Source organism: Sediminitomix flava, assembly GCF_003149185.1.
GTDB lineage: Bacteria > Bacteroidota > Bacteroidia > Cytophagales > Flammeovirgaceae > Sediminitomix > Sediminitomix flava.
On the sequence record NZ_QGDO01000001.1, the window covers coordinates 562,369 to 579,422 of the forward strand.

General features: G+C 35.1%; 13 protein-coding genes. 5 read left to right on the top strand and 8 right to left on the bottom strand.

Features of this window, described 5'->3' with window-relative positions; translation table 11 throughout:
• Positions 1-13 precede the first annotated feature (13 nt).
• Positions 14-2,107, bottom strand: a complete 2,094-nt coding sequence (locus tag BC781_RS02130) for a VWA domain-containing protein (protein WP_146201605.1) — start codon at positions 2,105-2,107, stop codon at positions 14-16.
• 155 nt (positions 2,108-2,262) lie between these two features.
• On the opposite strand from BC781_RS02130, the gene BC781_RS02135 reads away from it, so the two are divergent.
• The 5 genes from BC781_RS02135 (at position 2,263) to BC781_RS02155 (ending at position 10,039) form a co-directional block, all read left to right on the top strand.
• Positions 2,263-4,215 carry a DUF885 family protein gene (locus BC781_RS02135; RefSeq protein WP_158281374.1) on the top strand — a complete coding sequence of 651 codons (1,953 nt, stop codon included), beginning with the start codon at positions 2,263-2,265 and terminating at the stop codon, positions 4,213-4,215.
• A 155-nt stretch (positions 4,216-4,370) separates the two neighbouring features.
• Positions 4,371-5,132 carry an alpha/beta fold hydrolase gene (locus tag BC781_RS02140; protein ID WP_109615602.1) on the top strand — a complete coding sequence of 254 codons (762 nt, stop codon included), beginning with the start codon at positions 4,371-4,373 and terminating at the stop codon, positions 5,130-5,132.
• Positions 5,133-5,229: 97 nt separating this feature from the next.
• Entirely contained in the window at positions 5,230-5,895 is a 666-nt protein-coding gene (locus BC781_RS02145; RefSeq protein ID WP_109615603.1) for a CBS domain-containing protein, read from the top strand.
• A 167-nt stretch (positions 5,896-6,062) separates the two neighbouring features.
• Complete coding sequence (locus BC781_RS02150) at positions 6,063-8,036, top strand: DUF3857 domain-containing protein (protein WP_109615604.1); 1,974 nt, start codon at positions 6,063-6,065, stop codon at positions 8,034-8,036.
• 71 nt (positions 8,037-8,107) lie between these two features.
• Positions 8,108-10,039 carry a DUF3857 domain-containing protein gene (locus BC781_RS02155; protein WP_109615605.1) on the top strand — a complete coding sequence of 644 codons (1,932 nt, stop codon included), beginning with the start codon at positions 8,108-8,110 and terminating at the stop codon, positions 10,037-10,039.
• Positions 10,040-10,147: 108 nt separating this feature from the next.
• Here BC781_RS02155 and BC781_RS02160 read toward each other — a convergent pair whose 3' ends face one another.
• The 7 genes from BC781_RS02160 to atpA all read right to left on the bottom strand — a co-directional run bounded on the left by BC781_RS02160 (position 10,148) and on the right by atpA (position 17,021).
• Complete coding sequence (locus tag BC781_RS02160) at positions 10,148-11,209, bottom strand: aminotransferase class V-fold PLP-dependent enzyme (RefSeq protein WP_109615606.1); 1,062 nt, start codon at positions 11,207-11,209, stop codon at positions 10,148-10,150.
• 35 nt (positions 11,210-11,244) lie between these two features.
• On the bottom strand, positions 11,245-12,213 hold the full coding sequence (locus BC781_RS02165; RefSeq protein ID WP_109615607.1) for a YheT family hydrolase: 969 nt from the start codon (positions 12,211-12,213) through the stop codon (positions 11,245-11,247).
• 115 nt (positions 12,214-12,328) lie between these two features.
• Positions 12,329-13,243, bottom strand: a complete 915-nt coding sequence (locus BC781_RS02170) for an aspartate carbamoyltransferase catalytic subunit (protein WP_109615608.1) — start codon at positions 13,241-13,243, stop codon at positions 12,329-12,331.
• 48 nt (positions 13,244-13,291) lie between these two features.
• A complete protein-coding gene (gene pyrR / locus BC781_RS02175) occupies positions 13,292-13,834 on the bottom strand; it encodes a bifunctional pyr operon transcriptional regulator/uracil phosphoribosyltransferase PyrR (protein WP_109615609.1) in 543 nt (180 codons plus the stop codon).
• A 23-nt stretch (positions 13,835-13,857) separates the two neighbouring features.
• Entirely contained in the window at positions 13,858-14,352 is a 495-nt protein-coding gene (locus BC781_RS02180) for an NUDIX domain-containing protein (RefSeq protein ID WP_109616562.1), read from the bottom strand.
• A 136-nt stretch (positions 14,353-14,488) separates the two neighbouring features.
• Complete coding sequence (gene atpG, locus BC781_RS02185) at positions 14,489-15,385, bottom strand: ATP synthase F1 subunit gamma (protein ID WP_109615610.1); 897 nt, start codon at positions 15,383-15,385, stop codon at positions 14,489-14,491.
• A gap of 55 nt (positions 15,386-15,440) precedes the next feature.
• Positions 15,441-17,021, bottom strand: a complete 1,581-nt coding sequence (gene atpA / locus BC781_RS02190; RefSeq protein ID WP_109615611.1) for a F0F1 ATP synthase subunit alpha — start codon at positions 17,019-17,021, stop codon at positions 15,441-15,443.
• Between the last annotated feature and the right edge of the window lie 33 nt (positions 17,022-17,054).

The window sequence follows — 17,054 nt, forward strand, 5'->3', positions numbered from 1 at the left end:
CTCATCGCTAAAACTAATACCCTCCTTGCACCTTCCGAGTAAACCACTCCATTGTAGCCAACAAAACGATAACAGCCAACAACCATTCAAGGCCGATGATTTCCATAAAATCCTCATGTGTATGGATAATATCGGCAGGTTTATTTTGAATTAGATAAGTCTTAAGTTGTTCTATATCTTTCACCTCGTGAAACTCCCCATTATTTTGGAGTGAGATATTTTTGAGCGCATTGAAATTAGCTGAGGTTTGTGATGCCTCCAAGTTAATAGACTTAACAGTGAATTGACCTCTTGCAATTTCAGTTTTACCATTCAAATTACTATTCGCTGTAAAAGTATAAATCCCTTGAGGTAAATCTTTTACAGTAAATCGATTACTTCCTTTCGAGTTTACATAAGAATAACTATAGTTTTGTTCATTTTCATCTGCAATGTTTAATTCTATAGTTTGTCCATATACCCTTTCATAAATATCATTGTATACTTCTGTATCAAAATGAACATCATCAGAATCTAGGTATTCAGCTTCTTGAGTAAAAACTCTAAACTTGCGCTTATCTTCTTTAGTAGAAAGATATTGTACGGTTTTACTAATCAGATTATCAAAAGCTTTATGTTTTTGAGTCAATGAATACTCATGGAGTCTCCACATCCAAAGTCCTTCTCCTAGCATTACTGCAGATTTTTCTGCTTGTACTTCATTGACTACTAAAAGAGGTTTTTTAGTCACGATATTTCCAACTCTTTGGTATAAAAGCACATTACTTCCTTTATCTACTTCAATATTTCCAAAAGGCACATTTACAGGGGGTAACTTCCCTAAAAGCACTTTATTTTCTTCATCCATACTAAAAGATGAAAAGTTACTATTCACACTCGGAGTTACTTTATCAAAATTGCGATTAGCAGTTCTAAGATGAATAGGAGTTCCACTTTTCTGGAAATAAGTAAAATCTGATTGGCTACCAAGTATGTACCAGCAAGGAATATTTTTCTTCTTAATTTTATCGAGAATATCTCGTCCCTTCCCACCAATAGAAGGTACTTGATGTAGAATTGCCAAGTCAAACTTCTCTTTATCAAAAAAATCAGGTTTTAAAGCTTTCATTCCAGGAATCCATACAATCAATTCCAAGTTTTTATCTTTTTCGATTGCACTTTTTAAAGCTTTAATATCTGGATGTGGAGCTGATGCAACCAACAATATCTTTTCCCTTCCTTCTAAAATATCGATGTAAAGGTCTTTTGAATTATTTTCAGCAGTAAATTCTTCATCCAATGCACTAATCCTCACTTTGAAATGCTGTGTCCCTTTTTCTGTCGCATTCGCCAAAAACTCAAACTGTTGGATATCCTCATCTTTAGAAAATTTGACAACTTTCTTATCTAATACTTTTCCTTTATGAATCAGTTCTATTTTGGTACTCTGATTTTCGAAGCCTTTATTCTCCACTTCTGCAACAATAGGAAATTTGTTGTCTTTATAAGCTACTCTATTAGATAGAATTGACTTTACTTTTATATCCGCTTTTGACATTGTATCTCCTATTGCCAAGGTGTGGATATTCATTCGATAAGGTGAGTATTCAGGAGAAAAGCCTTGATTATAAATCCCATCAGACAAAAGGACCGTTCCTGCTAAATTTCTATTTTCATATACATTTTGTACTTTTTCTAACAGGTCATGTAAATTCGTCTGTTGCTTATCAAAAGAGATTTCTTTCGCACTTTCTAGCTCCTCATCCCATTCAAGGTTTTTAAACTGAATATCATAACCTTCATCTTTTAATTCTTCAACTATTTCATCCAGACTATTTAAACTTTCAGATATTTTTACAGAGTCGACAACTAGGGGTATTGAAGTTGAATTATCTACAGCAAAAACTAATACAGGCTTTTCATAATCCTGTGTTTCTAGCTTAACAAAAGGCCCCAACATTAAAAAAAACAGCGCTGTAAATAGTAATGTACGTACTCCCATTAAAGAATAATTCACTTTTTTACTCCAAGGAGAATTTTTCCGATACAACAGATAAGATAATGCAAAGCCCATCAGAAAACATAAAGGAATAAACCAAATAGAGTATTCAGTAAGTAAATTGTTCATTGTATTTATTAATGTTGAATGTTGAAGAAATATAGGATTGGCTATTAACAAAATTCCAACTACCTTATATTAGCAGAAAAATAGGAAAATTCATTGAGACCTTAGCCTGAACCTAAAAAATATAGAGGTTTATACCTTGATAAAACAAATAAATTGTGCGAAGATTAAAACCAACATTAAACTATTACTTACGTAAGCTTAGAGATCTTATCTTTCTTAATCTCACAAAAATCTTCTTTTTAGTGAGTACACTGCTTATTGTTAGTGTTACTGTAGACCTTGTTAGTCATAAATACTACAAACCATCTTCGATAGATATTTTTTTCGAACGCTTTTTCCATGAGTACTGTGAGCTATTTCCAGAAATCGAAACTGATTTTAGGTTAAAAGATCGAGTAGAACGATATGCTATTGAAGGAAGGTTGGATGATGCTTCTTCAACACAATTCAATAAACTGCTCAAATCTTCCGAAAAAAATATTGAAATATTAAATAGCTACAAACAACACAAATTAGATAAAGAAGAACAGCTTTCAGCCCAAATATTGAGATACATTCTTGATGAGAGTATCACTTTTGGATACCTCTACCCTCAGTATGCATTAAAATTTGATCACATAAATGGTGAACATATTAAATTCATGCTGTTCATGATAAATTCTCACCAAATTGAAAATATTGCTGATGCTGACAACTACCTCAAAAGACTTTACGCCTACGAAAACAAGATTTCTCAAATCTTAACAGGCTATACTCTTCACACAACTTCAGAAACGAACGAGAGTCATTCTGGTGTTTTACATCGTGAGATAGATCAAAGTTTATCAGAGGCTATTTCAGAAGGTATTTTAAACGAAACCTTTATCATCCCTCACCCTGAAGTTCTTAGAACAATGCATAAGCAGATTGAGCTTTTAATCTGTGAGCCTAAAGTGCATTTTTTATATCATGACTTCAGAATAAAGATTGATAAACTTCAGAATATTTCTGATGCTGAGAAAGCTAAACTTCTTCTAGAAGTAGAAGAGGCAATACAAGAAAGTATTATACCTAGTAATCTTGCTTACCGAGATGTCATTCGTTTATTGCAAAGTTTACCAGCTTCTCAAGGAACTGTACCTGAAGATTTTTTCAAGTTTAGTTTGGTTAGAAATCTTGCAGAAGAACAAAGTGAGCTTTTCGGAAAACTGTCTACAGATTCATTGGTAGATAAAATTGACAACGAGATCAAATATTGGCAAAATGCTTTAGAAGAATGCGAAATCTCTACCAAAAATAAAGAACTACATTACGCCGATACTTATATAGAAAAGATGGCATCTGATAAATCTTTCTATTATAATTCGACAGATAGTCTCATTCATGACATCCTATCAAATATCCAAAAGCTAAGTTTAGGAGAAAAACCAATTTTATACTGGAATCAGAATGATCAGAATATAGATATTGTACCCATACCTACAGACCTACCGATTGGTATCATTCAACCTTATTACTATCCTTCGAGTTTAAATAACACTCGAAATGGTCGTTTATACATCCCTGCTGCTGATGGTTACAAAATACCTATCTACAAAGGAGTTGTATGGACACTGATGTATTTTTATGGTGATCATATCAGAAATATCCGTATTATGAATAGCGACCTTCCCTCCTTCCGCCGAATCTGGAATACTACAGGTTTTCAAAAAGGATGGCGTTATTTTCTTCTCAAAGAATTTCACCGTTTGAATCTGTATGAAAGGTACGAGATGGAGGAATGGATGATTGTATATGAAGCGCTCCAAAATGCCGTAGCTATGAGAGTTGACATTGGATTACAGTTACAATCGTGGAGTAGAAAAGAAGCTATTGATTACACGTCAAAAAATGCCTTACTATCTGAAATAGAGAGTAAATACATTGTAGATCAAGTCCTTGTTGAACCTGCAAACTTCTGTGTTACTTACAGTGCTTATGAACGTATTGACTTTTGGAGACATCAATTACAAAATAAACGTGGACGTAGCTTTTCCTTAAAAGACTTCCTCCATAACTTACTCACACACTACCCTATTCCTAGAAAATGGGAAGCTTCTTACTGGGGCTTCAAAATTGAAAATGAATAATTTAGCTGATCAAGGTCACTAAAATTGTTATATAATCTCAATCTTGGCCCAGAATCCTGTTATTTAATAGAATGTTATTGTTCGTATTTGTAAAGAATTGAATTTTATCCTTACTTTTGCGGAGTTAGGATTGGATGTAACTAATATTTTTTTTCATGGATTTGGAGATTAAAGAAAGGAACGGGTTTAAGTACATTGACGAAGGCGAAGGAGAAGTGCTATTATTATTGCACGGATTATTCGGCGCCTTGAGTAACTGGGAGCATGTGACAGAGCATTTTTCAAAAAAATATCGTGTCGTAATCCCAATGTTACCGTTATACACACTCCCGCTCAAAGATGCCGGGTTAAAAGGACTTAATAAATTCGTTGAGAAATTTGTTAAGGAATTTGGGTTTGAAAAGGTCAATATCGTTGGTAATTCCCTTGGAGGGCATGTGGGGTTGATCTACACCTTGAAAAACCAAGAGAAAGTAAATCGCCTAATTTTGACAGGAAGTTCAGGTTTGTATGAAAATACAATGGGTACTTCTTTCCCAAAAAGAGGTGATTATCAATTTGTAAAAGAAAAGACTGAGTACACATTCTATGACCCGAAAGTAGCTACTAAAGAGCTAATCGACGAGGTGTATGAAACGACTAAAGACAATGGTAAATGTATTCGTATCGTTTACTTGGCAAGGTCGGCTCAGAAAAACAATTTAAGAGATGATCTTAAAGATATTAAAGTAAAAACGTGTTTGATTTGGGGATCTAATGATACCATTACTCCACCAGAGGTTGCACATGAGTTTAATGAGAAGATTCCTGATACAGAGTTACACTTCATAGATAAGTGTTGTCATGCTCCAATGATGGAACATCCTAAGACTTTTAATACCCTTTTGGAGGACTTCTTGGAGAGAACAAAAAATTAAACTATCTTTCTTAGGATCACGTTTAATAACCAAGATAAAGCTAGCTTTATCTTGGTTATCTTTTTTTAAAGTATTTCTGCTAAATTCCTTCATACACATGTACGCAAAAGAATATATCAGCTCAGAGATTCCTGTTGTAAAAATGTCAGATCCTATAGAGAGGATTTATGAATGGATGGAGGAGTTACAACTCGACCAACTTCCAGTTGTTGAGGGGAATAAATTTCTTGGCGTTATCACAGAAGAATGTCTGCTAGACCTAGACCTATCTCAAGGGGTTAATAGTGGGAAGCACGCACTACAGCACCAAAAAGCATTTATCTATCAATATGACCATTTCTACAGAATTCTTGATATAGCAGGGGAACACTCAGTAGAATTAGTAGCTGTACTCAATGCCGAAGATGAATATATTGGCTGTATTTCACTCAGAGATACAGTAGCATCGCTATCAGATATGTTTGCCTCTCAAGTTGAAGGAAGTATCCTTGTTTTGAAAGTAGATGCAATCAATTATTCTTTAGCAGAGATAAGCCGCCATATAGAAACAAATAATGCACGAATCTTGAGTAGTTTTGTAGAAGTTGGTGAAGATAAAAACTCTCTACAATTGACACTCAAACTGAACACAAAAGACCTTACAAGTATCATTGCAACCTTGGAAAGATTCCAATACAAGATAGTTGCAAAATTCCAAGACGAGGAAACAATAGATACAAGCAAAGACCGAATAGGTCTATTACTTAAATATCTTGATATTTAATCACCTAATGACCATCAGTAAGATAAGATAAAGCCTTTCAAGTATGAGAGGCTTTTTTTTGTTTGCCTTATAACAAAAAGTATAAGATTATATAGGAAGTATTCTAAGAATTGATTTTCTTAGTTCTAATCTAACAAGGTGAGTAACAAACCATTTTTTTTTCATAGATGAAACATTTTTTATTACTAGCATTTCTTTTCAGCTTTTCTTCAATTAGTATCGCTAAAGACAAATTCAAATTTGGAAAAGTAAGTACTGAGCTATTAGAAATGACTAGCTACGCGCTAGACTCTACAGCAGAAGCTGTAATTATGTACGACAATGGAAACTCTAGAGTAGATTACTACTACGGTCAGGGTTTCATGATGAAGTTCAAAAGGACTGTTCGTATCAAAATTTTGACTGAGGATGGACTTGATCAAGCAAATCAAGAAATCTACTTCTCTACCAAACTTGATAAAATCACTGGACTTAAAGCTTACACACACAATCTGGTAGATGGTAAAATAGTCTCTACCAAACTAGATAAAGATAACGTATCTAGTGAAGAGGTAAGCAAGTACAGATCTGTTAGAAAATTTACACTTCCGCAAGTAAAAGTTGGCTCTGTTGTAGAATTCACTTACAATATTTCTAGTGAGTCTTTTGGGGTCGATACATGGTACTTCCAAGATGATATTCCAACAGTTAAATCAGAGTATTCATTTACTATTCCAGAATTTCTTGAATACAAATTTTTACCCGGAGGTTATCTTTACCCGAAATATGAAAAGGTTAATTCTACTGATCCTAAACTAGGAACTATTTTCAGGCATGAATGGAGTATGGAAAATGTCCCGGCATTTAAAGATGAATCGTTCATAGCTTCTTATGAAGATTACATCACTAAAATGGACTTTCAACTTCAAGCAATAAAAGATAGTTATGGTGTTGTAAGAGAGAGTTACCAAAGTTCTTGGGAAAAACTTGCTAAAGAACTTTTATTTGACTCTGAATTTGGAGGCTATCTGAATAAAACAAGTCGTTTAAAAAATGAAGTAGCACTTCTGTCTGCAAATGCTACCACAGATGCTGAGAAAATTGGTGCTATCTATAATTATGTAAACCAAAACTTCACTTGGAATAACAGCTACGGAATCATCCCTGGTGATGCATTCAATGAAGTAGTTAAAACAAAAACTGGTAATACAGCTGCACTTAACCTAATTTTAGTTGGAATGCTTCAAGAAGCGGGTATTAAAGCCGAGCCAGTTATCATTAGTACTAGACGTAATGGACTTATCAATCCTTCATATCCAATGCTAACTAGAATGAATTCTATTTTAGCTGTAGCCTTTGTTGAAGGTGGTCAAATTGTTATGAACGCAACTAATCCACTACGTACACCTAATACCATTGCTATAAATGATAGAAGTATGGGGAGTGGTATAACAGTCTCTAAAATGCCTCAGTGGGTCAATCTTAAAACTAATGTAAAAAGTCTTGAGATGACATATGTACAAGGTAGTATTTCCCCAGAAGGAGAAGTGAGTGCGAATATCATGCAATCTAAATCAGGGTACTATGCACTAAATGCTAGAAAGAAAATCCTTGCAAAAGGTGAAATGAAATACATTGAAGAAGTTCTTTCTGAAGATGATGCTGATGAAGAGGTTTCGGAAGCAGAAGGTGAAGATTTTGGCGTACAAGAAGCGTCTGTTGAGAACTTAAAAGAAATAGGAAAACCTTTAAAAGTAAAATTCCATAGAACAATTGAAGGTGAAGGTAATATGGGAGACCGTATCTACGTCCCTATGTTCTTAGGCCTTGGCTGGAAATCAAATCCTTTTCAGAAAGAGAAAAGGATTTACCCAGTAGATTTACCTTATAGCATGGCTGAAAACATGAGCATTTCCTTAAAAATCCCAGAAGGATATGAGTTAGAGTCTATTCCAAAACCAATCAGAATTGTTCTACCAAATAAAGCGGCATCTTTTACTTACAATGTTTCAAGTACAGGTAATATCATTCAAATTATGTCAAGAATGAACCTCAAAAAAGACAGCTTTATGCCTGAAGAATATCCAACATTGAGAGAGTTCTTCACCCAAGTATTCTCTAAACATCAAGAACAACTTGTTTTGGTCAAAAAAGCTCAATAATTAGAAATTTCAATAATTAAGAGTGATTTGTAAAACTACAAGTCACTCTTATTTTTTCAATTCAAATACAAATGAAAAGTTATTTTATACTGTTCATCGCTTGTTTCCTAGCCGTTCAGAGTATTGCTCAAGAAAAATTTGCCTACCCTGTAAAAGATATTCCTACAGAACTTGTTGAAAATGCAGAGGTAGTCACTAGAGAGGAAAAAGAAGTTTTCAATATCAAAGCTTTAGATAATATAGAAGAAAAGGTTACGAAGGCTTATACCATTTTCACTAAAAGGCAAGAAGATTACGCCTACATTGTTATTGGTTACGACAGCTTCACCGATATTGACTATATCAAAGCTGCGATCTATGATAAAAATGGAAAGCTCGTCAAAAAACTAAAAAAGTCAGATATTCAAGATTTAAGTGCATCTGGCTCTGCTTTCAAAACGGATAATCGAGTTAAAATAGCTGATATGAGATATGGTGTGTATCCATATACGATATGGATACAGCATAAAACTATTCAAAAACAATCATTTAATGCACCTAGGTGGTCTCCTATTTATTCAGAAAAGCATAGTGTTCAACAATCCTCATTAGAAGTTCATTCTTTTTCTAAAGAGCTTATTAATTATTTTGAACGCAATTTAAAAGAAAATCAAAAACTCAATCTAACTCAAATAGAAGATACATTTACCTTTAAATGGGAAATGAATAATCAACCTTGTATTGAAAGAGAGCGATTATCACGTTTTGAAGATATTTTCCCTTCTGTTAGTCTTTCATTTACTGAATTTAAAATGCAAGGAACTCAAGGAAAGCAAGATTCGTGGCAAAATTTTGGAAAATGGAAATACAACCTCTTGCTAGATAGGAATGAACTTCCTGAAAGTGTAAAACAAGAGGTTCATGAAATTGCTGACAAGCATAACAATGATTATGATAAAGCAAAGGCTCTTTATGAATACATGCAAAACAAAGTTCGCTATGTAAATGTATCTTTAGGAATAGGTGGATGGCAACCTCAGCAACCTGCGTGGGTAGAAGAAAATGGTTTTGGAGACTGTAAAGCTCTAACAAATTACCTTAGGGTAGCCCTAAAAGAAATAGGCATAGAATCTTTGTACACTTCTGTAAGGGCTGGTGAAGGAAAGTCTGATATCAATGAAGAAATGCCTTCTCAACAGTTTAATCATGTCTTTTTATGTATCCCTCTTGAAAGTGATACAGTTTGGGCTGAATGTACATCTCAAAAAGGCCCATTTAATTATCATGGTACCTTTACAAATGATCGACAGGTACTTATACATAATCAAGATGGTGGCAAGCTTGTTAGAACTCCAAAATATAAATCAACTGATAACCAAACAATCATTTCTGCGGAAGTTGACTTGTTTGCCAACGGAAATGCTGATGCTCAATTCAAACTTGATCTTAAAGGTGTGCCATATGAAGATATCGAGTATATCTATAAAGAAAGTACTGATAAACAAAAAGAATACTTAAAAGAAGACCTTTCGATTGGTGCATTTGAAGTCACTGAAATAGAAACAAAGTCTAAAATTGATGGAGAAGCTAAAGCACAACTTCAAAGCAAACTCAAGATTAGGAATCTTGCTTCAAAAAGCGGACAACGTCTATTTATACCTTCAAATATTTTCTACCGTACAACTTACAAACTAAGAAAGGATAAGAATAGAGAATACAATTTTGAAGTAGGGAGTTATGACAATGAATTCATTGAAAAAACAGTCATTAACTTACCAAAAAATGTAAGCATTGAGTTTATTCCTGAAGAGAATAATATCGAAACTATTTTCGGTTCTTATCATTCAAAAATAACTCAAGAAGAAGGTAAGCTGATTTTTGAGAAAAAAGAGATTTGGAAGAAAGGCTATCACGACAAATCATTGTACAATGATTATGTTTCTTTTATGAATGAAGTCCGAAAGGCTGATAAACAGAAAATTGTTTTGGTTGTTAACGATACTCCTGAAGCGAAAGCTCAATAGACTGCTTCGTACTGAAATAGCATTACAGTTTTACAAACATAAAATCCTCAATACAAATGATTGTATTGAGGATTTTTTCCTTAGAATATTTAGATTCAATTTACAAAACTAGGCATTCAATTTTAAGAAGTCTACTAGCTGAGTTATTTCATCATTCGTAATGGCAGGAAAGTTCGCAATTCTGAAGGTATTTTCTTTCCAATCACCATATCCATTTCCTAAAACAAAGCCTTCTTTTTTCGCCTTCTTCTTAATCTCAGTTATTCGCGAGGCGTTATCTTTAATTGCTAAAACCGTATCTGAGCGAAGTCTTGTATAAGGGATTAAAGGTTCGTAACCATTCTTTTGCAATACGTTTTGCATGGATTGCATACGTGTTTTAGTCTGATTTGAAATACGCTTAATTGGATCACGCATTTGCATTACCTTATTCAGCAAAAAGATATTCAGAACATTAGGCGTATGTGTTGTCTGGAAACGTTCCATCTGCTTTATCATCGCTACCATACTGTTATAATGCTTATTTTCATTCAACTCTAAAGCTTTCTCTATAGCCCTAGGAGAACAAATCATAAGTGCCATTCCTGCAGGAAGTCCTAAACACTTTTGGACTGAAGCATACCAAATATCAGCACTCAACCAATCTAAATCTACTCCTCCTAAACTTGAAGTCACATCAGTCATAATCAAAGATTTCTTAAATCTTTGACGGACTTTGTGCATCATATTTTTACTTACTTTGGTAGCATTGGAAGTTTCATTGGGAGTCAGACAAATAGCCTCTGTATAGCTACTGTTTAGCTTCGATAATTTGTTTACTGAGATTTCCCTATGAATTGGATATTCAAATGCCATAGCATTCGCATCTAACTTCTTTTTATTTAAATACCATTTTTCACCAAATGCACCATTATAAATATGTGTACTGAATAAAGGTTTGTACGACTCTGAGAGTACCTCCCAACATTCTGTTGCTGAAGAGAGAAAAAAGATGGTGTAGTTTTTAGGAATATCAAGCTTCTTTTTCAAAAGCTTTATGGTCTCTTTGGACAAATCTACAAACTCTGGACTTCTGTGATTACAACTTAGAATACCAGTATCCATTGCCTCCATCATATACTCCTTCACTTGTGGATACACTTTAGAAGGTCCAGGGTAAAATGAAATCATTCCTATTATTTTTATAATTTAAATCTTGTCCAAAATTATCCAATCTGTTGTAAAAAACGTTGGATTTGTTGCTCATGCCAATAAATATCTTCTCCAAACAACGGGAAACCTACGTGCCCACCATATTTTGTAAGAATCAATTTCACATTTTCATTAGCTTCAGCTTCTTTTACAGGGTGGCATTCTTCTGTATAAAATGGATCATTTTGAGCTGAAATGATCAATGTCTTTTGGCGAATATTATCAATAAATTGTTTACTGCTACAGGTTTTCCAATAGTCTAAAGCATCTTTAAAACCATGAGCAGGTGCTGTATACATATTATCTATTTCCAAAAAACCTGTTGCTCTATCTAGCTCTTCAGCCGAGTAAGTACATTCTTCAAATTGACGTTTCTGATGAAGTTTCTTTTTTAGAGAATTCATGAAACGTTTTTGATAAAGAATATTTCCTGTTGTAGATATTTTGTTAGAGGCTGCATGCAAATCACAAGGAGCAGAAACCGCAACTAATCCTGCTACATTAGGATGAAGATTAGCACCTACTTCTCCTCCATACTTCAGTACTATATTTCCTCCCATACTAAATCCTACAAGTACGATTGCCTTATAATTATAGTGCGAAGCTACATGATCTATTGTCAGTCCTAAATCCTCTGTAAAACCACTGTGGTATGATCGATAAAGCAAATTAGGCTCACCGCTACATCCTCTAGAATTAGTGACAATTACATCCCAGCCTATGGCATTATAAGCCTTTGCAGAACCTAGAGCATATGTCGATTGTGAACTTCCTTCCAATCCATGAGCCAAAATAACACAATACTCACCACCTACTAAACTTCGATCAAGATCTATAAAATCACCATCTTGTGTTTTGATTCGTTCTCTATCATATTTGATATCAACTTGTCTGAAAAGATAGGGATAGATAGTACTAAAATGCCCTGATTTAAAAAGAAAATTTGGCTCGTAATCACTAAAAACTGGCATCGGTTCTGTCATAATATTTTAAGGATTTGGGTCAAATATAAATACATTTATAGAGAAAACACCTTTGAGTACAAATTGTGTTCTCAAAGGTGTTTTTTAATCTATTAGAAAGACTAAATATCATTTTCTATCTACCAGCAAGAAGGTAAAGTACAGCCATACGGACTGCTACTCCATTTTCTACTTGATCTAGAATAATTGCTTGCTCACTATCAGCCACGTCAGTTGTAATCTCCACTCCTCTATTGATTGGACCTGGGTGCATGATCACGATTTCCTTATCCAAAGAATCGATCAACTCTTTATTTACACCATAATACATCGAGTATTCTCTTGTAGAAGGGAAATTTTTCACAAGCTGACGTTCCATTTGGATACGTAAAATATTTGCTACATCACACCATTTAAGAGCCTTACGAATGTCATTTTCTACTTTAACTCCTAATTGATCGATATATTTTGGAATTAAAGTATTGGGCCCACAAACCATCACTTCCGCCCCTAACTTTTGAAGCGCAAAGATATTTGAAAGAGCAACTCGTGAATGAAGAATATCTCCAACGATAACTACTTTTTTCCCTGCAACATCACCCAATCTTTCTCTGATTGAAAAAGTGTCTAAAAGAGCTTGTGTTGGATGTTCATGAGTTCCATCGCCAGCATTTACAATATTTGCATTAATGTGTTTAGACAAGAAGTGTGGAGCTCCAGGGAAAGAGTGACGCATCACAATCATATCTACTTTCATAGATAGGATATTATTAACTGTATCTAATAATGTTTCTCCTTTCTTCACTGAACTACCCGAAGCAGAAAAGTTAATTACATCTGCCGAAAGTCTTTTTTCTGCTAATTCAAATGAAAGTTTTGTACGAGTAGAATTTTCAAAAAAGACATTAGCTATTGTCACATCTCTTAAAGAAGGAACCTTTTTAATTGGTCTATTAATCACTTCTTTGAAAGAATCAGCTGTCTCAAAAATAGTGTGTATATCTTTTTCTGTAAGATCTTTAATTCCAAGAAGGTGTCTAGTGCTTAACATAGCTCAGAATCTGTTGAAGTAAAATAATGATTAGTTTGTTAGTTAATTTTAGTCCTCTAAAGAAAGCCAAACACTCTCTTCTTCAGCTCCTGTTTCTTTCCATTCTACAGTTACTCGCTGAGACTGGATTGAATTTACGCTTTTACCAATGTAAGTAGGTTCGATAGGTACATCCCTACTATACTTTCGGTCTACCAATACTAACAATTCTACTTGTTTCGGTCTACCAAAGGTCAACATAGCACCCATAGCAGCACGAACAGTTCTACCTGTAAAAAGAACATCATCAACTAAGATTACTCTTTTGTCCTCGATAAGAAATGGGATCTCAGTTTTACTTGGCATCAATGGAGCTTCCCTTCTACCAAAATCGTCTCTATGGAATGTAATATCAAGTTTCCCAACAGACACATCTGTTCCATCCAATTCTTTAATTCTTTTTGCTATTCGATCTGCTAGAAGTACTCCTCTAGGTTGAAGACCTAGAATTAAGGAGTCTTTAAAATCTCCGTGATTTTCGATTAATTGCTGACATAAACGACTGATAGTTATGTCTAGCAATGCTTCGTTCATTATCTTGACCTTCGCCATACTAGATATTTATAAGGCTATATTTACTTTATATAATGGTAAATTCCATCTAATTGCTCCAAATCCGATAGACTTTCACACTTACTTATTGCTTGGTGAACTGTTCCACTTGGAAACTCTTTCAGCTCTTCAAAAGGAACAAATCTTATTTCCTTTATGATCTGTTCATTCTCTTCCAACTCAGGGTCAATACCTTGTTCTAGTTCACCTCCAAGAATATTTACACGAAAAAAAAACTCAACTGCATGTAAAGGTTTCTCTAAATATTCATGAGCGAATAAAAACCTTTCCACTTCTACAGTTAAGCCTGTCTCTTCTAAAAACTCTCTTTTTAATGCTGATTTAAGATCTTCTCCATAATCAACTCCACCTCCAGGAGGAACCCAAAGAAAGCCTTTATCTCCTAAAGAGCTATGTTTAATTAATAAGAGTTGGTTATCATCAATACACAAACCACAAACCCTTACTCGGAGTCTGTTTCCAAATTTCTCTTTGATTGCATTCGTTTGTGAGTCCATCTTATTGCGGTTTGGATAAATCTCCCAAAGATACAAAACGATTTTTTTTCATAAAGTATCACAATGTTTTTTATACAAAAAAAACCTCTTAGTCGAAACTAAGAGGTTAATATCTTTAGGTATGCTTTTTCCTAAATTAAGAACTTTGTGACAATGCTTCTGCACCACTAACGATCTCGAGAATTTCAGTAGTAATAGCAGCCTGTCTACTTTGGTTATAAAGAAGTGTAAGTTCTTTAATCAATTCCCCAGCATTATCTGTGGCTTTGTCCATCGCAGACATACGAGAACCTTGCTCAGAGGCATTAGAATCAAGAATCTTAGTGTAGAATTCGATCTTCATTGATTTAGGGATCAACTCAGAAATGATTTCTTCTTTCGAAGGTTCGAAAATGAAATCTAATTCTTTACCTGACTCTTTAGTCTCATCCTCTTTTTTTACTGCTGGCAAGAATAGGTCTGTTCTAGTTTCTTGAGTTACCACATTGATAAACTCATTATAAACTACCTCAACAGCATCGTACTTACCATCAAGGAAACCACTCATTGCATATTCAGCGACTTCCTTCGCTTTTTCGAAGCTAAGGTCCTGTAACAAGTCTCTATAAGTACTGTTTACATTTGCATTCAAACGTCTGAAAACATCATCACCTTTTGAACCAATAGTTAAAAGTTCTAAGTTTCCAGCTTCGTTTTGTGCTGAATATTTCTCAGTCATCAAGGATTTTGTAGCCTTGATCACGTTAGAATTGAAAGCTCCACAAAGACCTTTATCAGAGGTAATTAGCACAACCAACACATTCTCAACCTCTCTTTCTACAGAATAAGGGTTCCCGATAGTTACATCTGGCCCCAAAGTAGAAGAAACATTATCGATGATAGATGTCAATTTCTGCGAGTAAGGACGCATCTGCGTGATTTTCTCTTGTGCTCTACGCAATTTAGCTGCCGCTACCATTTTCATGGCCTTGGTAATCTGCTGCGTAGAGGTTACAGATCCGATCCTTTCTTTTACTTCTTTAAGACTTGCCATTAGCTCTCAAATTTAATTCTTAAGGGTTGAGTGAAAACCCAACCCTTAATGGCTATTATATAGAATAATTTTTAGCTACTTCTGTACCAACAGATTTCAAAGTTGCTTGTGCCTCATCTGTCCACTTACCTGAAGCGATTTCCTTCATTGTATCTTCAGATTTTTTCCAAAGAACATCAACGAATTCAGCAGAGAAAGCTTGCACTTTATCAACTGGAACTGGATCAAGAACACCTTTTGTAGAAGCGAAGATTACAGCTACCTGCTCTTCAACTCTCATTGGTGAGTACTGACCTTGTTTCAGCATCTCTTGGTTTTTCTGACCTCTTTCGATAGTCAATTTAGTTACAGGGTCCAAATCAGAACCAAACTTAGCAAATGCTTCCAATTCACGGAACTGAGCCAAGTCAAGTTTCAATGTACCTGCTACTTTCTTCATAGGTTTGATCTGAGCAGAACCTCCTACACGAGATACTGAGATACCTACGTTAATTGCTGGACGGATACCTGAGTCAAACAAGTTTTTCTCCAAGAAGATCTGTCCATCAGTAATCGAAATTACGTTTGTTGGGATATATGCAGAAACGTCACCCGATTGTGTTTCGATAATTGGAAGTGCAGTCAATGAACCACCACCTTTCACCATGCCTTTGATAGAGTCTGGAAGGTCATTCATGTTCTGTGCGATATCATCGTTATCGTTGATTTTCGCAGCTCTTTCCAATAGACGAGAGTGAACGTAGAAAATATCACCTGGATATGCCTCACGTCCTGGAGGACGTCTTAGAAGCAATGATACCTCACGATAAGCAACTGCTTGCTTAGAAAGGTCATCATAAATAATCAATGCATGGCCTCCCGTATCACGGATAAACTCACCAATAGCTGCACCTGCGAAAGGAGCATAATACTGCATTGGAGCTGGATCAGAAGCGTTAGCTGTTACAATAGTAGTATATGCCATTGCACCTGCTTTTTCCAAAGTAGATACAAGACCTGCTACTGTAGAAGCTTTCTGACCTACGGCTACATAGATACAGTGTACTGGCTCACCTTTATCGTAGAATTCTTTCTGGTTGATGATAGCATCAACTGCTACTGCAGTTTTACCAGTTTGACGGTCACCAATGATCAACTCACGCTGACCACGTCCGATTGGTACCATAGAGTCAATAGACTTGATACCTGTTTGAAGTGGTTGTTCTACAGGCTGACGGAACAATACACCAGGAGCTTTACGCTCCAAAGGCATTTCGTAAGTATCACCTTCAATTGGACCTTTACCATCAATTGGGTTACCAAGTGCATCCAATACACGACCAAATACGCCCTTACCTACTTGTAAAGAAGCAATACGGCCAGATCTTTTTACAGATGATCCTTCTGATACTTTAGAAGATTCACCAAAAAGTACCGCACCAACATTGTCCTCTTCAAGGTTAAGAACTAGTCCGATTAATCCACTTTCGAACTCCAAAAGTTCACCTGCTTCCGCATTTGTGAGTCCATAAATACGCGCAACACCGTCACCTACTTGAAGAACGGTTCCAACTTCTTCTAGTTCTGACTCAAACTTGAAATTGGAAAGTTGCTCTCTTAGAATCGCAGACACTTCGTCTGGTCTTACCTGAGCCATGCTAATTTATGTTTTAAGATTATTTTCAAAAAT